This is a genomic window from Planctomicrobium aquicomposti (genome assembly GCF_051466325.1).
Lineage (GTDB): Bacteria > Planctomycetota > Planctomycetia > Planctomycetales > Planctomycetaceae > Planctomicrobium.
On record NZ_CP195792.1, the window covers coordinates 2,624,032 to 2,642,858 of the forward strand.

Sequence of the window (18,827 nt, forward strand, 5' to 3'; positions counted from 1 at the left end):
TAAGACTTCATTCCAGGTTGTTCTGACGCTCGGTCAGATTTCCGGGAAGTCTAACGAACAGAAAATAGACATCCAATCCACGCCACAGATTTCCCGGAAAAGGTGTCCACGAAAGCTCGCCGATCGTCGAGCATGTGGCTCCTTCCAGCCCCGCCCAGCAGGCGTTTCGTCTCGTGAAACGCCACCTCCCGCGTGGTGAGGACGGGCCAATCAACCTCAAAAATGCGCGTGCCCGACAAGGTGGGAGAACCGCTCAAAATTTCGTTCCGGACAGAATAACGGGGTCAGTCTGTTGGCGATTGATCTGCCTGTCCCTGCGGGCGCGAAACGATGCAGTCGATCCACCGGGCAGTGCGAGCCGAATGAAACGACCACCCTGCCCTATTTGAGAGGGGCCACGGAGCGAAAGCTGTCGCCAATCCGGATCTCGTCGAAATCTGTCGAAAAGTTCGCATTCACGGTGATGCCGTCGAACCGGAAATCGGGGACCTCCAGTCGAAGCGTCGCCTCTCCCGCCTTCGGCTCCGCCGCGAGCCCGGGATTGATCCAGACAGATGCATCCTCGGTTCCCGGTCGAAATTCCAGTCTTGTGACCAGAAACGCCATCTCGCCCGAGGGGACTGCACTGGAGCGCAGATTCACCTGCGCCCCGGTCAGCAGCCCGGTGGCTGTCCAGTTTCCGGAAGGGGCGGCCCCGACTTTGCCGAGCCGATATCCGGAAACCTCCCGGCTGCCAATCTGAAAATACGCGAAGCGGTTGTTTTCGGCTGTGCTGTTATAGGACTGTGCCAGGAAGCTGATCCAGATGACCGAGCCATCTTTTCCAAGGCCTCCGGCATCGATCATGGACTCGGGAAACGCTGACAAATTCAGTTTACGGGAGGTCAACGACCTCGCCCCCATCGCCGTGCGCATCTGCAGTCCCGAAGTCTGCAGTTCCCTCCCTTCCGGATCGCGATGGCTGAGCGGCTTGAACTTTCGCATATCTTTGGGAGGCCAGTTCATCTCATTCACATGGTCGACGATCACAGAGACTTTGGGACCGGTCTCTTCCCACGGGCCCGACCAGCCGTGGCCCCCCTGCAGTCCCTGTAAACCGCCGGAAGTCGGCCACGTTTGGGCTTCGGGGGCGGGGGCGGGAATCGATGACGCCGGGTATTCAAAGCCATCGTAAGCCTGTGACACGGCGGCTACCGGAACCGAGAGAGGCGCCCGGGTTTTCAGCAGCCAACTCCCTCCGATCCCCCCCAGCAGGAGCAGTCCCGCTACCAGGAAACGCGAAAATCCCGATGCTTGAGGTCGCTGAATCTGCAGTTCCGCAGGAGCAGGCCTGAACAGTTCTGTGGTCGGGTTGAACTCTTCTGATTCCACGTCGAGGGGGATCAGATCTGTCCGGTTACTGAGAACGGGGAGTTTCTGTGCCTGCAGACGGCGCCGGAGAAAGGAATGCAGGAAGATGCGGTGAAATGCCCGTTCGGCATGCTGGGGATTTGCCCGCAGCCAGGCGGAAAGTTCTTCCACCTGCTGCTCTGTCAGCGTCGCCTCATCCAGATGCGCATCCAGCAGTTCGAGTGCTTCCTGTTCTCGCATGTCATCACGCATTCGAAGCAGAACGGGGTTCGACAACGGCCTGTGCACAGTCGGTAAGGGCAGTGCGGATGCGGGACAGGGCGACACGGACGTACCGCACGGACATGCCGAGTCGGGCGCCGATTTCCGGAGAACTCATCCCTTCCGAATACCTGAGATTCAGCATCTCGCGCGAGCGATCGGTCAATTTGCTGAGGCATTTTTCGATCGCCAGCTGTTCATCCGAGAGCTTTTCATGAGCCGTGACGCAGGCCTCCGCCAGAGCGTTCATCGACTCCCCCATCAGAATCACCTGACGTCTCTGACGAACGCGGTAGAAATCCGCAATTTTGATTTTTGCAATCCAGAGAGCCCAAGGAAGAAACGGACGTCCCGGATCGTATTCGTCAAATCGCATGGCAACTTCAACGGCTACTTCCTGCAGCAGATCCTCGGCGTCAGAAAACTGCGGAGCCGAGGCGGTAATGAAGGCGAGCAGCGACGCTTGAACATTTCCCCAGTTGCGGGCCAGAAGGGCGCGGGAACGTGCTAACGCGAGGGCGTTCTCCGGAACGGGTTCCATTGATGCCATTCTGCCTTCCTGACGCTGTAATTCACGAAGCCCGATCAGACAGGGATTTCAGAGACACTCTTTTCATCCTGACTCTGTGAATGCCCTGTTTGCTCGATGTGCCTTTTCGCTCGATAGGATTGACCGATGTCGCTTCGTCGGCAGGAATCGCCGAGCAGAGAGGACCGCCGTTTACCATCCTATTCGCCGGGTAGCCATTTCAAGGGTGGGGGGATGTGAATTTCGCGTGAAGACCGGATTTGATGATAACAAATTGAGTCCGGCCAACGATATTCCCACATCGAATGTAGAGATTCTTGCTGTGAATTGAGGCACAACATGATTCCCAGTGAGAGTTTAACCCAAAATACGCCGGCCTGCTCTCCAGACTTCAGTCTGAACCCGGAGAAGCCAACTGAGACTTCAGAGAGGAATCGATCAATGGCAATCCGCTCTTGCCATGCCCACAGTCTTCGACCGGGCGTGACACGTCCCCGCCTCTCCCAGGGCAGCGTCTGGGCGGGTCCCCGCAAGTCCGGATTCACGCTCATTGAACTGCTGGTGGTCATCGCCATCATCGCTGTCCTGATCGCACTCTTGCTGCCCGCGGTGCAGCAGGCGCGCGACGCCGCCCGCCGGTCACAGTGCAAGAATAATCTCAAGCAGATCGGATTGGCGATTCACAATTATCACGATGCCTTTGATCGCGTTCCAATCGGCTACATCGACACCGCCACCGTCACGAATGCTGCCACTGAGGATGGAGGCTGGAGCTGGGCTGCCCAAATTCTTCCACAACTCGATCAGGCGACAGTTTTTAACCAGTTCGACTTTCGCTTTCACCCCCACGGCAAGCTGACCAACGAAGAAAAGAACACTGTCGCGGGGGCCACGTCGCTGGGGGTGTTCAATTGCCCTTCCGATCTGAAGCCCCCCACACGTAAGTCAGGAAGTTCGGATCCCACCGCCACCAGTACCGCCAACGGCGTCGTCGAGGCGGCGGCCACCAGCAGCTACGTGGGAAACAGCGGTCCATTTAACGCGAAATTCTGCGATCAGGCGAATCCGGCTTATCAGAGTCCGCGATCGGTCGGAGCATTCCGGGTCAACATCGGACTCCGCTTCCGCGATTTTACCGACGGGCTGTCGAACTGCATGTTGGTCGGTGAAACTCATTGGGACCAGACCCGCAACAACCTGCTCTACGGGTCCGTGCAAAACGGGGGAGGCGCGGACTGCACGGATCTGAGTGAATTCCGGACCAACCCGTACAACCATATGCGATCCACCAATACCTTCCTGAACGCGACGATCGAGAAGTATCCCAATAAATACTTCACCGCCTTTGCCAGCATGCATGTGGGAGGGGCTCACTTCCTGATGGGAGATGGCAGTGTGCGATTCATTACGCAAAGCATTGAGAACACCTCGACCAATTTCGACGATGCAGGTGTCTCGGCCGATGGTCCCTACGGCCTTTATCAGCGTCTGTCGGCCATCGCCGACGGTCAGACGATTGGTGAGTTCTAGAGCGGGTGGCTCTTCCCCGTGCCCGTGCCGCCAAAGTATTGCAAGGTGAGACGCTGGCTGTCACGTGGCGAAGAAGGGGGAATCCGACGTTAAAGTGCTCGACGACATTTGGGCTCGCATCGACCGAAAACCGCTCTGTTCCATCTGGAGTGACAAACGATGAAGCGCTTCATCTTTTCCCTGTTGGCCGCAGTGTGCTGCCTGTCCGCATTTTTCTCGAATTCCACGTCCGCTGCGGACCGGAAGCCAAATGTACTCCTGATCCTGTGCGATGACACAGGCTGGGGAGAATTCGGTTTTCAGGGGGCGACGGACATCCCCACGCCCCATATCGATTCGATCGCAGCCAACGGAGTGAAGTTCACACAGGGCTACGTCTCCTGTCCGGTTTGCAGCCCCTCGCGCGCCGGCCTGATGACCGGACGCTACCAGACCCGCTTCGGCCATGAGAACAATGCCGGAATGAAGCGACTCGGGCTCGATGTGAAGGAAAAAACGATTGCCAACCGGATGAAGGGACTCGGCTATGCCACCGCCGCTTTCGGGAAATGGCACCTGGGAGAACTCCCCAAATATCATCCGCTCAAACGGGGCTTTGACGAATTCTACGGAGCGCTGGCCAATACGTCGTATTACCATCCCGCGTTGTTCGTGGACTCCCGGAAATCACCCGATGTGATCGAGATTCAGGACGATCTGTTCTACACGACCGAGCAATTCGGGATTCGCACGGCCGAGTGGATTGAAGAGCACGGGGACACTCCGTGGTTTGTCTATCTTACGTTTAATGCTCAGCACAATCCGTTGCAGGCCCCACAGGCCTACCTCGATCGTTTTCCACACATTGGCGATGAAAAACGTCGTACGTTTGCAGCCATGATGTCCGCCATGGACGACGCTGTCGGCAAAGCACTCAGCAAAATCCGGGAGTTGAATCAAGAAGAACAGACGCTGATCATCTTCCTGTCCGACAATGGAGGCCCCAGTAAATCGACCACCTCCAGTAACCTGCCGCTGCGGGGGCTGAAGGCAATGGTCTGGGAAGGGGGCGTTCGCATTCCATTCTGCATGCAGTGGAAGGGGCACCTGCCGGCTGGCGAAACGTTCGCCAAACCGGTCATTCAGCTCGATCTCCTTCCGACAATCATCGCTGCCGCCGGGGGGACCGTCGATCCTGAGTGGAAGCTCGACGGTGTGAATCTTCTCCCCTACCTCACAGGCAAGAACCCCGGCCTGCCACACGAAACGCTGTTCTGGCGCTACGGGGATCAATGGGCCATCCGCCACGGCGATGACAAGCTCGTCGTGGGCGAAGGGGGAAGCGGCCGTCCAGAGCTGTACGATCTGGTTGACGACAAGGAAGAGACACGAGACCTCGCCCCCCAGCATCCAGAGAAGGTGAAGAAACTGCAGGAACTCTACGACGCCTGGAACTCTGAACAGGCTCCGCCCAACGCGGAAATGGCGCCAAAAGTCCAGCCCGCCAAGTCAGGCAAGAAAAAACTGAAGAAGGCCCGTAACAATTAACGTGATTCACCCCTCATCGTTACCCGTTTCGTTCACGCGGCGTCGGTCTTTATCATCGGTTTCATGAATTGCGGTTCGTCGCCGGCCAGCTGACTGTCTGCTAAGCGATATCCCACGCCCGACTCTGTCAGAATGATTCGAGGTCGGGCACTGTCCCGTGCCAGCTTCTTAGAACGTGTTTTGAAATTGCGATGAATTGAAAAAACGGCTACGGCTCCCTTGGGAACATCTTGGCAATCCCAGGAAGGAGCCGCAGCCGTGTTGAGGACGAAGTATTCCAGCAATCTCTCGGATGAGCAATGGCAACTGATCCGGAAATACCTTCCCCAACCTTCCCGTCGGGGGCGTCCTCCCATCGATCGGCGGTGGGTTTTGGATGCCATCTGGTACGTGGTCAGAACCGGTTGCCAATGGAGATTGCTCCCTGGCGATTTTCCCAACTGGAGTACGGTCTATGGCATTTACCGACCATGGGTTCGCAGTGGTCTCTGGGAACAAATTCACCGGCACCTGAGGGAACAGCTCCGCCGGGCTTGGGGAAAGAAAAAACGTCCCAGCGTGGCGATTCTGGACAGTCAGTCCGTGCGGACCGCAGCAGGGGGATTCGAGCGGGGATACGATGGGGCCAAGCAAATCACAGGTCGCAAGCGGCACATTGCCGTCGACACGCTGGGCCTGATCGTGGCCTTGGTCGTGCACGGAGCGTACTGGCAGGATCACGACGGAGCCTGCTTTCTGTTGATGAAGTTGAGGCAGGTCTGTCCCAGATTGAAGGTTTTATTTGCCGACTCAGCCTATGGGCGTAAGGAACTGCCAATGTGGGTTCGGCAGACATTCGGTTGGGTCTTGCAGGTTGTCCTCAGGCCAGTTGGGCAAAAGACGTTCGTGGTCTTGCCGAAAAGGTGGGTTGTGGAGCGGACCTTCGCCTGGCTGGCCCGCTATCGACGACACTCCCGAAACTATGAACGAACACCCGAGTCGAGTGAAACGGTGACCTACATCGCCATGATCAACCTGATGAGCAAACCCCTCACTCGGCTTCAAAACTGATTTTTCAAACACGTTCTAAGTCTGCTGAAGAACGAAAAGACCGCGAAAGTGGGCGTGAAGAACAAACGCCTGATGGCAGGCTGGAACGAAACGTATTTGGAAAAAGTCCTGTTCGGAACTCAGCTTTAAACGCAATCGCCCTGGTCACTGGAGACCACGCAGGAACTTCATCCCAAACACGGATTTATAGCAAGATCACTTTCCGAATAGCCTCTTAATGGATCAGCTCTTGACAAAGAGGAGTGGATACTCCAAAGCCGGCACATCGCAGCCAAATCGCTCCCTCGTCCAAAACAAAGAATTCAATACACCCGTACTTCGTAGATTCTTGCCGAGGCATCGCCATGGGTCTCGAGCACCTCGATGCGCAGCTTGCTGGCTTTAACCACGCGGTCGAGCTTGTGGATTCGATGTCGATGATAGTTGCCTTCCACTCGGACAACCTCTTTCCAGCCGGATGACTCAAGTGCAACGATGCGGTAGTCCTTAATGCACTGCGGAACAGGAAACGGGAACCGATAGGCTTCCCGCGGCCATCCGTAGCAGCGATCCGGAGCACAGAGATCCGTATCGAGCGTGAGACGAATTTCACGAATCGTCTGTTGCTTCTTCCAGGAAAGTGTCAGGTGCTGAGGTACCGACTCGGAGGGGTCGGAAATCCAGATGTTAGGCCAGTCCTCGGCTCTGGAAATCCCGTTACTGACATTGGCCCCGCTATAAGGCGAAGATTCGGGACTGACCTTGCAGCACAACGTGGCGCGCACCTTGCGATCATGCTCCATCCCCATGTTCTCTGCGATCCAATGGTGAAGTTCCGCCGGCAGTCGTCCGTGATGATTGATCGCGAACCAATTCTCTTTGTGGGGAGCGATTCTCGCCAGACCGTGCGATGGCGTCGGTTCGACTCGCCCTTCGAACCGGACGGCAAAACGTGTCGAAAAGACTTCCGTGTTCGAGAATCCCCAATGAATGCCGGCATGTTTGCCGACAACGATCCAGAGGAGAGTGTCGTCCGGGAACTGGTGATGGACATCAAAGCCGAACCACCGTTGCTGGCCCGGTTCGAGGAGCAATTCGGTCGCCAGCAGGGGTGAACCTTGATCCAGGCGACCGAGTGTCTTGCTCGTATAGAGTTGGATGCTCACCTTGCTGCATTCCGGCCGGGTCGATTTCAGGCAGACGGAAACGCGATCGACCGTTCCCTTCGAAACTGGAATCTGCTGCGCCAGATCGTAAGCGAGTTCGACGAATCCATCCGGCTCGGGCGACCCAAGTCGCAGCTCACTCGATGTCGTCACGGACGCGTCGCGCGCCAAGTCGTACGGATCGGCATTCGGCATCTGGATGATGTAAACGTCTTCTTTCAGGAGTCGTTGTTGCAATTGGGCGATGTGGTCGCGACGGACATCTCTCGGGAGCACGTTTTTCTCAATGCAGATTGCGGCGGCCATTCCCACCGCTTGCGCTGCGGCTCCGAGTGAACACATCACGCGAATTGATCCCATCGCGACGTGGGTCACGCTGATGCAACGTCCGACGAGCAGCAGATTGTCGATATTGCGTGAGTACATCGCGCCGAATGGCACGCTGTAGAGTTCGTTGAGAAACGTCTGATCGCAGGGTGGGTCCTTACTGCGGAGACCTTCGGGAGGATGCACGTCAACGGGCCAGCCGCCGTGCGAAACCCGATCTTCGAATAATGTCGCCTGAAAAATATCGTTGCAGGAGAGCATGACGTCGCCGATGGCCCGGCGCGACTCGCGACGGAGCGGGAACGGCGACCACCAGACTGCTTCGTAGTTCGCCAATGCCTCCCGCGTCTCAGCGGAACAATGATTTTTCAAATGGTCCCAGACGCCGAAGGCTTCGGCTTCGAGGTCGGCCTGGATCTGTTCACTTTCTCTGATGATGTTTCGCTCTCCCCCCAGCGAGAACCACCAGAACAACTGAATGGCAGAACCTTCCTCGTTCAGTCGCTTGCCGTGCTGATACTTGTCCACCACATGGGGACGATGAGGAAAGTTGTCACAGCTTTCACGCTTGCAGATCCAGCTGGGTGGCGTAAACGGCATGGGGCGTTCGCGCCGATGAGCGATCAGATAAAGAGCACATGGTAAAGTTTTCGAGTCGCCTTGCTCAGGTGCGAGGGCTTCCCCGAATTCTTCGCGGCCTTCGCGTCCGATACGAAACTCGGCGCCGGATGCAGCGGCCACCAGGGCATCTCCGGTGCCGTCAACAAACAGCGGAGCGTGGAATTGATACTGCGTTTCGGTCGAATGCTGGATGGCGGTGATCGACGTAATGCGACCGTCCTTTGTCTGAGCACTCTCCACACGCGTGTTGAAGAAGAGGTCCAGGTGGGGTTCGCGAACGCACCATTCTTTCAGAATCATGTCGAAGATTCGTCGATTGTCGGCCGCAGGCGAGCGTGCCGCATATTCGATCATCACTTCTTCGAGGAGGCCCCCTTCACGGGCCATGCGATTGTGCCAGAACGACGCCGCACCATGAGGCGGAACAAGCGCAAGGCTGCTGGCGTTGCCTCCCAGGATCGGACGATTCTCAAGCAGCGCAACACGAATTCCCGCTCGGGCCGCCGTGATTGCAGCGCAGATTCCGGGAATCCCACCACCACAGACAACGAGGTCATACCTGGATTGTGTTTCTTCCATGGGACGTCAACTCAAGTCTCTTTCACGTTCTCGATTGACAGACATCAGAACCGCCCCAATGCCCAATAACACGGCGGCTGCAATCATCAGCGGAAACATTTCCTCGCGATTGATGAATGCCAGCACCGCCATCATGACTGCCAGTAAGACCAGGCAAATCCCCACCATCAGGCCGGGAAGACGGGACGATGGAATGGTCGCCCGTTCTGCAGCGCGCGACTGAAACTGCATGACCCGCAGCCACCCGGGATTCGTTCTTCGAGCTGAAATCTCAAAGACGAGCAGCACGACAAGCGGAACAATGATCCCGACGGTGTCCTCGACGATGTCCTGGTACGCGACGATCCACTGTACCAGGGGACGCAACGGGCCAATCTTCGTCAGGAAGCCGTCGGGCGAGACCCCAATCTTGACGCAATAGGCAGCAGCGAACCCCATGATGACAGTCACCCAGACGGCGCGAAGGTCGATCTTGCGCGAAAACAGGCCCCAGATGGTGGGCATCAGAATGGGCCCGTATAGCAATGTGTTCATGTCGAGGATAAATTTGGTATACCCATACTTGGGGATCACCAACGATCCAGCAATCACAATCGCTCCGAGCATCATCGTAATGATCCGTCCCACGACGACGAGCTGTCTCTCTGAAGCATCGTGATTAATCTGACGCTTGTACACCTCCGTCGTGAACGCACCGGCAAAAACATTCAAGCGGGTTGTTGCGCCGCTGATCGTTGCCGATGCCATCGAAGCCACCATGAGGCCCATCATGCCGGCGGGCAACACAGACTGGCAAGCGTAAATATAAGCCTGTTCCGTGTCCTGCAAGTCCGGATCGATCAGGCGATAGATCATCGGCGGCAGCATCCAGATCACAGGTGAGACGAAGTACATAATCCCAAAGAGATAGGCAGCCTTCTTGGCATCCTTCTGGGTTGGGACACAGAGAAATCGCTGAACGAAGGCCCATTCCGCGCCAATCATACAGAAGTTGACCAGCACCCAGGCAGTAATGAACCACCATGTGTACTCGCCGGCGACCGGATCAAAAAAACCTGGAGGGGCCCGCTCGACAACGACCTCCATCCCGCCGACCTTCTGTACGATCATCGGTACAACGAAGATGACCGCGACCGTCAGAATCACGAACTGCAGCACGTCTGTGACCAGCACCGCCCAAAGGCCGCCCGAGAACGTAATGACGATGATCATCAGGCATAAGACGACAGAGGTGATCTTGACTGACAATTGTCCCGTTGTCGGATCCGCCAGGAAATGTCCCTCCGGCAGCGGCAGGAGCGCACAGACGATTTTTGCGAGTGCATACACCGAGCCCCCCATGACGAACAGTCCCACGGTTCCTTTGAACCACGTGTAGAACTGGACAATGGAGTTGCCGAAGCGCAGCTGCAGAAACTCGGCTGCCGAGTCGACCCCGAGCTTTCGCCAGCGCCCGGCGACGAACCAGCCGGCCAGCATGGCAGCCACTCCGTAACACAGATTAATGACGATTGCGACTGCGCCGTACCTGTAGGCGATTCCACCCCAGACGACGAATGTGCCTGCTGAGAACATGGTCATGAACCCCGACAGGCCGGAAACCCACCATGGTGACTGCCCACCGGCGGTGAACATCTCTTTGGAACTGGTCATTCGACTGGTGAAAACCATCCCCGCGACGACGATGCCCATCAGGTAGAGTGCGATGACAATGTAGTCAATCAATTGCATCTGCGCCGTAGTCTCTCCCATCGATCTCTTTCTGCAGTTGCTCGTCTTAATGCCAGTATGATCGGTGTGCCGCGTCCGGTCCCGAGATGAAAGGGGCTCCAAGGACTTCTCGTCCGGAGGTATCCATCCCGGATTCGGCAGATCAATACCGAGAGAACGCAATTCTCAGCGATTGTGAGTGCTCATCTGTCGCTTCACTCCATCCAGAAGTACGTACTGACCCCATTTGAAACGGGGGCTGTGCGGGCACCCGAAGGAGCAACTTATCGATCCTCATGACCACGCGAACACTTCCAGTCATGAGTGCTCTTGTTTACCGGTTCTTTTACGAATTCCAAAACAGTGCTTCCCGATTGACACCACTCACTGGGTAGGATGACTCGTTTTCTTATGTCGACTTGGAAATCTGAAAATGCTTTAACGAGGCGCCGAGGGGTCGGCTTGCAGGTATGGCGGGCGGACGTCGAAGTGAGAGAGTTCCTCTTCACGCGGCAGTTGTAGGGGTTGCCATCCACTGGGAAACAGCCTGACCGTGTAGCCCGGGCGGACTCCTTCCAGGAGTTCGGCCATACTGAATGTCGCAGAGAAGCCACTATGACCGGGGGGAGGGGATTCAACAGCGGAAATTTCAATGTAACAGACGGGTTTGGAGTCGTTATTCTGGTGATAGACGCGCAGGTTGGATTCCGCCACAGCGAGTCTTCCGCAGGTATTCGCCTGAAACGCCTTCAGGTCCTCCGGCGATGGGCCCTCGTAGAAACTGACTGTCACCTGGCCGCTCCCATTTTCGGAGTGCGTGACATGGTCCACTCGCGCGGGAAAGCCACGATCCCTCAGGTATTGAAAGAACCTACGGTGTTGGTGCTGCATGGCGATGTCACGGCTTTGGGGATCGATCCAGACGTCGGTCAACCTTCCCGGGCCGAATAACGTGCACCACGTCAGATTAAATAATACTTTCTGGCCTGGTTGGAGGTCGCCCAGAGTCGCCACACGGTCCCCTTGCCACACTTGTGTCGAGGGGGTGAGATCGAATGTCTTTTGTCCGGTCAGCCCCTCCGGATGTGACATTCCAGCTTTGGTATCGACCCGCTCCGCGACGAGTTTCTGTGTTTCCCGGTTGATCGAAACAATGTTCCAGGTCACTCCCAGCCGTTTGTAGAATGAGAAGTCGTCTTCCATCAACAGGACCGATTCATACTGTGAATCGGGAGAGAAGCTGTTCGGCTGGTTCGCAGTGATCTGCCCGAAGTCTGTATCGAGCAGGGGAACCTGAAACTTCCCTTTGGGACCCAGGAAAAGTTGACAGTGGAGGTGGGTGCCGAGGGGCAAATCGCTCAGCGTCGCCGGACTGCCGTGGCGATAGACCGTGCCGTAAGGGAGCAGCTTGAAATGGTGTGGGAGATCCCAGTGGTACTTGATGTGAACGTCGCTGCGATCGGGACGCAGAATGCCCATACGGTTGACGTGATCGACCATCGTCAGCTCGCCCGACATTTTAAATGGCTGCTGCTTGGGGAACTCATCGATCTTGGCGGTCGGTGCAGGCTCATCGGCCAGGACAGAGACGTTCAAAAACAGGAGCACGACGGTGAGGTTCAGTCCCCATAAATTTGCAATTTGCATTACGACTCAACTTCTGAAATGGTTCCGAGGCTGTCCGCGAATGTCTCCGTCTCCACTCCCATTCTCTGGGCCATCGTCAGGAGCACGTTACTGAAGCGCCCCCGCTCATTGACCGGCCGGGAGCAGATCTGATAGTGCCCCTTTGCATTGCTTAAGTCATAGCCGTCAAAATGGCCAACGTTGTAGTCCACGTGCTTTCCATGCTTCAGCCCCAGTCCGCTGCCCCCTGCCAGAATCGTAGGAATGTTGGCATTGCCATGACTGTGCCCATAAGCCATGCCGCTTCCAAACAGAACCATCGTCGAGTCCAGCAGCTTCCCTTGAGCGTCCTCCACTTCACTCAGGCGATCCAGCAGGTAAGCCAACTGCTGAACGTTGAATGTGTCACTTTCTGTCAGACGACGAAGTTGCTCAGGATCGCCATTATGATGCGATAGAGAGTGCCGAGTCTGGTTGATCTGGATCTCCGGAATCGGGAGCCCTTTGCCCTCTTCTCCCGTGCTGAAGGTGGCCACGCGTGTCAGATCTGTTTCAAACGCGAGCACGATCAGATCGTACATCGTGCGGAGATAATCACCGAACTCCTGCTGGGAGACGTTGCGATTGACTCGACGTTCCTTCGGCTTTTCGATCGTCGGGCGGGGAACATCCAGCCAGTTACTGGCCCGTTGCGTACGAATCTCGACTTCGCGGACCGAGGTCAGGTATTGATCGAGCCGGGTCCGGTCTTCTCCTCCGATGACGCGCTGCAGGTCGCGGGCTTCCTCAAGGACGGCGTCCAGCACGCTTCCCCTTTGTGACAGGGCCGAGCGTTCCTTCTCCGCTCCTCCCCTGGGAGCATGAAACAGCCGCTCAAACACCTTGTCCGGTCGAGTCTCGGACGGCAACTGAATTCCGTCGGAGTTGTAGGATAATGACCGTCCGGTATCACTCAGAACCAGTGAAGAGAATCGTGTGTGAGGAGCGGTCTCCAAGGCCATACATTGATCGACCGAAATCGAATTGCGTTGGGTCGGTCCAATTTTGGCCCCTGTCAGCCAGATACTCTGGCATCCGTGGTGATGCCCCAACCCATTCGGGTGATGCAGACCACTGATGGGTGTGACATTGTCACGATGACGCTCCAGCGGCTTCAGGATTTTGCTGAATTCATAATTCTTTCCTGCCTGGAGAATCTGATAATCCAGTGTGTTCACGCCGTTTGGCAGGTAAATGAAGATGCTGCGCCGCGCTTTCGCCTGCGTGGCTGCTGTTTTTGATTCCGCATGCAGCGGTCGCATGCAATTCAGCAGGGGCAAGGCAATGGAAACGCCAAGGCCGCGCAACATGTGACGTCGACTGATCATCCATGTTTTTCTCATCGGTTCACCTGCATCTCTGTTAGTCCAGAGCCCGCTCATCGTTCCAGAAATAAATCCGAGAGCACGAACTGTTCGATAAGATCTCTCAGCCGATAGCCATCTTGCTGACATGCAGCGGCGATCTGCTGAATCCGATCACGGTCATCAATTGTCATTGGACGTCGCAACGCGTATGTGGCCAGCTTTTCGACAAGGACCACCCCAAACTGGTCCAGGTCTTCAGTCAGCAACGTCTTGAATTGCCGGGGTCCGTCATACTTTCGACCATCCGGCATCTGGCCGCTTGCATCGACAGGAGGATGATCCCCTTTGCCGTGGGCCACGAACTCAGTCGTTCGCCAGCGGCCGACTGCGTCGTAATTGTCCAAGGCGAAGCCGAATGGGTCGATCTTGCGGTGGCAGGCGGCACACTGGACATGTTTGGTGTGCGCGTCCAGCTTCATACGAATCGTCGCCCGCGGTTCGCTCGGCGGATTCGGCTCGATGGCATCGACGTTGGCGGGTGGCGGGTTCGGGGTCTTCCCGAGAATGCACTCAGAGACCCAGATCCCCCGATGCACCGGCCGATGCCGCGTTCCGTCCGAGGTCAGGGAAAGGATGGCGGCCTGTGTCAGGATTCCGCCGCGATGAGCTGCGGCATCGAGAGGAACCAATTGAAAGCCCATGTCGGACGGAGCCGGCAGGTCATAATGTGCGGCGAGCCGCGGGTTGAGAATGGTCCAGTCCGAGTCGAGAAACTCGCGAATCGACAGGTTCCGGCGGAACACTTCGGAGAAATACCCCACTGTTTCCTGCACCATGCTTTTTTCCAGCCACGGGTCGTAGTCTGGATACAGTTGCGGGTCGGGCGGAAACATCCCCACCTTACCGAGCTGGAGCCACTGGCGGGGAAACGAACCGGTGAAACGTTCGATTTTGTGATCGTTGAGCATCCGCGACAACTGCTTCTTCAGCGTCTGCGGCTCGTGTAGCTTCCCCGTCTCGGCTGCATCGAGAAGCTCTTCGTCCGGCGTCGAGCTCCAGAGGAAATAGGAGAGCCGGGAGGCCAGTTGCCAATCATCGATTTCTGCTTGCGGACTCGCGGGAACGCCAGAGGACAAATAGTAGAAGTTGTGCGAGGCGAGAATCCCGAGCATCCCCACCTTCCAGGCGGCTGGTGGTGACGCACCAGCCGCCTGTTCCCGCTCGATGATCTGGAGGTAGCGGTGAAGTTCCCGGTCTGTGGGGGGACGGCGCCACGCCCGCCGGGCGAAGCGACGCAAGACCTCCAACTGAGAGCTGCTCTCCACAGCGTGAGAAGAGAAACTGTCCCGCTTTTTCTGATCGGTCTCGTCGACGAATGGCCCTTTCCATTCGATTGAATCCAGAATGAGCAGAGGGTACAGCGGCTGGCCTTCATCATCGGTCAGCTTCCGCTGCCACGGCGAGCGAGATTTCGGATCGTCGAGCCGGGTAAAGACACGCTGATGACTGGGCCTCCCGGAATAAGGAGAGTTGGAGGGGCCGGGCACCTCATTGGTCATCGTGATACTGACTTTTCCCGTCAGAAACGTCTCGAACTCCAACTCGACCGGCGCGTCCTCAGCAGCGATCACGTCCTGCTCAAAGAGGATATGGTCCAGCTGCTTGCAATACAGGGTGACATGCGGCGGGCGTCCCGTTTTCGACCGCAGTCCGCTGACCTTCAGCTTGGCGCGATACATCCCGGGCGGGAGCTCGTCTTCACTGTGGGTCGGTTCGAGATAGCTGTAGGACAGCCCGGGCCAGATGAGTGTCCGGACCTGTTCCTCGATCCCCGCCTCGCGCAGCAGACCTCGCTTTTTCCGATTCCACGTGTCGATTTCGAGGGCATCCTTCCGCCATTTCTTCATGCGCGGAATGGGCTCGGGATAAGCCCTGTCGAGGACCGTGCGAGCAGCCTCGACATACTTTTCGACATGCGAGGGGGAGAGTGTGAGTTGCGAGCCAATCCGTTCGAAGCCGTGCCATTCAGGGTCCGCGGACATTTCACCGGGAGCTGACGCATCGTAGTGCACTCCGAGCAGATCACGGACCGTGTGGGAATACTCCTCGCGGCTGAGCCGGTAAAACTCGACCGGCGCTCGTTTGGCCATCCGCGCCCGCGCCCCTTCACTGATACCCGCCCCGATCCAGTCAACAATGCCCTGGATCTCCAGCGAGGTCGGTTGCGGTTCATCCGGCGGCGGCATTTCTCCGGAATTGATTCTGCCGATCATTTCCGCCCAACGTTCGGCCGTCAGCACTGAATCGAAGTCGGGTTTGAGATTGTCCAGCCGGAAGCCCCCTTCCTGGACCTCGGGGCCGTGACAGCGATTGCAGTACCGCTCGACGAATGGCTTCACCGCAGTCTCAAAGGAAGGCTGTGCTGAACAAACATCGGCAAGAGCCAGCCACGTGATGACAATCAGGACGCCACTGGAAGAAATGCACTCAGTCATTGCACCTGAACATCGCGTAGAGAACCGGGGCGGGAAAAGTCCCATCTGAGTCGTCATTCGTTCACGCACGATCAATCTGCCGTTGAAGGGATGCCTGCCGTCCCGGCGGTGAGCAATCGAACAACCCTCTGTTGCACGGAGCGTTCGCATTTCGGAATGAACAAGTGCATCCTGCGGCGAGGGTCCATCGCAGCCTGTCAACGGAATCGTCCGAGTCACATTCACGACAATCCTCACGCCGCAGCAAACAAAGCCGCTCCTGCAAATCACCGGGCCTTTCGGCCTATCTCCCCCAGCTGGCCTTTCCTTTAAAATTTCCGGTCTCGAGAGCGTAATCGAACTGATGGGTTGGAGCGTTGATCTCCTGGGTCAACTCAGTCGCGGAGTTGTACTTGGGAGGCACCCGTTCCACTCCCCCCAATGACGGGGGCGCGGTCGCGATGGAGACCGAGTGCCTGCCCATCATCACGCCGTCACGGTCCCGGCTGTATCTCATGCGATAAAAACCGTTCTTGTCTGTAAATGCAGACGAATACGTCCCGACGCCGCTGAGGGGCTGATAGGTGACCAGCGCTTCAGGCAATGGCTCACCATCCAGCATCACTGTCCCTGTCACAATGGACAACTCGGGGCCGCTCTGCTGACATCCGACCAGCACACCTGCCAGGGCAGACAGCATGAAAATCGTTGCGGTTTTCAAATCAGAATTCTCCAATTACGAAGCCATCATCTTTGCGATGGAGTTTCTGGTACACGCCAGCCGAGGCCGACATCACATTGCCAATCACCGCATTTTCGGGTCCGGAGTAGTTGATGTTTTCACTCATGAAGACCACTCGACCGTCACCCATCAACACATGTGCTCCACCCGGATGCAGACTGGCAAATGAATAATGACAAAGAATACTGCCGTTGGCATGAATGAGTGGATCATTCAGTTTATATTCGGTGCTGTTCCAGGCTCCGGTATCACGACAATCGCAGCTGGCCCCTTCGATTCCTGCCCACATGCCTGCGGTGCACTTACTGTCACGTTCGCCGATCAGGATGGTGTTACTCAGTCCGTCCGTCACGTCTCTCAGCATCACTTTGCTGGCGGGCCAGAAGACTCCGGAAGCAAAAATACGTCCCCGCTGACCGCCGTTGTCTTCCACATAGTGCCGATACGAACTCCACGGCTGCCACCCATAGTTGGCGACATAGTTGGAGGTTGCGAGTTCTGCCTTGGCGGGCGTGAAATAGGAGTTATAAGAGGCGAGGACTCGATTGCTGGCGGTGTTGAGCTCAGTGCCGTAATCCGAAGGACATCGATAAACCGACAGCGGCGTCTGTGGCAGCTTTTGCAAGGTCGGGCTTTTCAGGACCGTATCCAGATCTGTGACGGCGACACCCATCTGATTGTACAACCCACTCTGATCCAGGTAGGGAAGAAGGAAGGCCCCCCAGGTCCAGTTCGCAACCTTTGCGGGATAGGCCCCGCCGATTGCTCCCCTCATCGCGGGATCGCTCTTATGCAGGGAACTCCCGGAGGGAAGCACTCCTGCTGAGCTCTCATAGTTCAGGATCGCCAGGCCAATCTGCTTGAGATGGTTTTTGCACTGAGTGCGCCGCGCCGCCTCACGCGCCTGCTGAACCGCTGGCAGCAACAGGGCAATCAGCACCGCGATAATCGCGATGACAACAAGTAGCTCGATCAGCGTAAAGCCGAGCTTTTGATCCTCACGCCTTTTCATCAGAGACGCTCCCAGAAGATGAATACAGGGAAAAATCAGCGAGCCCCGGCAGTCACAGAGGGGCCGAACGGTGCGAGAGGCAGGGTCACAGGGACGAATGATGCGAGCTGCCCCCATGCGGAATATGCTTCCTCGAACGACTTCCCAACGAGGCAATCACGCCGGACCCTTGGGAAATCCTGTGGCCGATCTTCCTTCTCGAGGTGACGCAAACCCGATTCAACACATGGGTTTCTTCGACTGAGGCCAATTTTACTCACCCCATCGACAGATCAAAATGGCACGATGCGTAAATGTTTTGCGCTTTTGCGACAGCCAGTCGCGGGCGCGGGAATTAACCAATGGTGAGGCCCATCGCGCCCCTTCCGGCGAACGAATTAAGAGCCACGCGGAGACCAGCTGGCGCGAACCCGCTGATCCTTGAGCGGTAGTGGTGTGGCAGCCGCAGCGAATCCCGAAGTCCATCAAAAATCCGGGCAGTGGCCCGCTTCGGGTTCACCGAAGAGTCCGACGGGGACCAGGTGGCGTTCTCTCGGCAGCGGAACATTTTCCGAGCGGGGGCTCGTCATCAGGAGGGCGTCAAGCAAGTCCACGACTGGCAATCCAGCTGGCGAATCTCCCCGGCATCAAGACCCTGTGGTACGATCGGTTCCGGCTTGCCCGCGCACCAACCTGGCATCGAGAATCCAGATGAGCGGAATGGAGCGATTTTTATGACGTTGCCGAAACTTGTTCGCGACGCCTTCGGTCGGCGAAGTCATCGGTCCCTCGCACGACAATGTGAGTAGCACGCCACTCGTCGTGGAAGGAGGCGAGAACTTTCACATTTTCTGCACCGTAGGCCGACCTGACTAGGAAATCAGCCCGTGAATCTTTGCCGATAAACTCCGAGAGCCGCTCGCCAGCATCGTCGCGAACCCTGAGCGATTCTCACAGAAATGCCAACTCGCGAGTGTCGCCCGCCTTCAGAAGCCCCTTGGAAGAGAGAGGGAATTGAG

12 protein-coding genes are annotated in these 18,827 nt (G+C 57.0%); 3 read left to right on the top strand and 9 right to left on the bottom strand.

Features of this window, described 5'->3' with window-relative positions:
• Window positions 1-381: 381 nt before the first annotated feature.
• Window positions 382-1,590 carry a FecR/PupR family sigma factor regulator gene (locus SH664x_RS10195; RefSeq protein ID WP_437200710.1) on the bottom strand — a complete coding sequence of 403 codons (1,209 nt, stop codon included), beginning with the start codon at window positions 1,588-1,590 and terminating at the stop codon, window positions 382-384.
• Window positions 1,591-1,594: 4 nt separating this feature from the next.
• On the bottom strand, window positions 1,595-2,161 hold the full coding sequence (locus SH664x_RS10200) for a sigma-70 family RNA polymerase sigma factor (RefSeq protein ID WP_437200711.1): 567 nt from the start codon (window positions 2,159-2,161) through the stop codon (window positions 1,595-1,597).
• 420 nt (window positions 2,162-2,581) lie between these two features.
• On the opposite strand from SH664x_RS10200, the gene SH664x_RS10205 reads away from it, so the two are divergent.
• The 3 genes from SH664x_RS10205 to SH664x_RS10215 all read left to right on the top strand — a co-directional run bounded on the left by SH664x_RS10205 (window position 2,582) and on the right by SH664x_RS10215 (window position 6,247).
• Complete coding sequence (locus SH664x_RS10205; protein WP_437200712.1) at window positions 2,582-3,670, top strand: DUF1559 family PulG-like putative transporter; 1,089 nt, start codon at window positions 2,582-2,584, stop codon at window positions 3,668-3,670.
• Between the two features lie 159 nt (window positions 3,671-3,829).
• Window positions 3,830-5,197, top strand: coding sequence for a sulfatase family protein (locus SH664x_RS10210; protein WP_437200713.1), 1,368 nt, complete (start codon window positions 3,830-3,832; stop codon window positions 5,195-5,197).
• A 258-nt stretch (window positions 5,198-5,455) separates the two neighbouring features.
• The gene (locus SH664x_RS10215) at window positions 5,456-6,247 is read left to right on the top strand and encodes an IS5 family transposase (protein ID WP_437200714.1); all 792 of its coding nucleotides are present in this window, start codon (window positions 5,456-5,458) and stop codon (window positions 6,245-6,247) included.
• 302 nt (window positions 6,248-6,549) lie between these two features.
• Here SH664x_RS10215 and SH664x_RS10220 read toward each other — a convergent pair whose 3' ends face one another.
• The 7 genes from SH664x_RS10220 to SH664x_RS10250 form a co-directional block, all read right to left on the bottom strand.
• Window positions 6,550-8,919, bottom strand: coding sequence for an FAD-dependent oxidoreductase (locus tag SH664x_RS10220; RefSeq protein ID WP_437200715.1), 2,370 nt, complete (start codon window positions 8,917-8,919; stop codon window positions 6,550-6,552).
• A gap of 6 nt (window positions 8,920-8,925) precedes the next feature.
• Entirely contained in the window at window positions 8,926-10,671 is a 1,746-nt protein-coding gene (locus SH664x_RS10225) for a sodium:solute symporter family protein (protein WP_437200716.1), read from the bottom strand.
• A 396-nt stretch (window positions 10,672-11,067) separates the two neighbouring features.
• The gene (locus SH664x_RS10230; protein ID WP_437200717.1) at window positions 11,068-12,276 is read right to left on the bottom strand and encodes a hypothetical protein; all 1,209 of its coding nucleotides are present in this window, start codon (window positions 12,274-12,276) and stop codon (window positions 11,068-11,070) included.
• Window positions 12,276-13,622 carry a DUF1552 domain-containing protein gene (locus SH664x_RS10235; protein WP_437200718.1) on the bottom strand — a complete coding sequence of 449 codons (1,347 nt, stop codon included), beginning with the start codon at window positions 13,620-13,622 and terminating at the stop codon, window positions 12,276-12,278. Before SH664x_RS10235 ends, SH664x_RS10230 begins: the two co-directional genes overlap by 1 nt.
• A gap of 50 nt (window positions 13,623-13,672) precedes the next feature.
• Window positions 13,673-16,096 (bottom strand): DUF1592 domain-containing protein, encoded by a 2,424-nt coding sequence (locus tag SH664x_RS10240; protein ID WP_437200719.1) that lies wholly within the window; start codon window positions 16,094-16,096, stop codon window positions 13,673-13,675.
• 283 nt (window positions 16,097-16,379) lie between these two features.
• On the bottom strand, window positions 16,380-16,775 hold the full coding sequence (locus SH664x_RS10245) for a hypothetical protein (RefSeq protein ID WP_437200720.1): 396 nt from the start codon (window positions 16,773-16,775) through the stop codon (window positions 16,380-16,382).
• Window positions 16,776-16,797: 22 nt separating this feature from the next.
• Window positions 16,798-17,829, bottom strand: coding sequence for a DUF1559 family PulG-like putative transporter (locus SH664x_RS10250; protein WP_437200721.1), 1,032 nt, complete (start codon window positions 17,827-17,829; stop codon window positions 16,798-16,800).
• Between the last annotated feature and the right edge of the window lie 998 nt (window positions 17,830-18,827).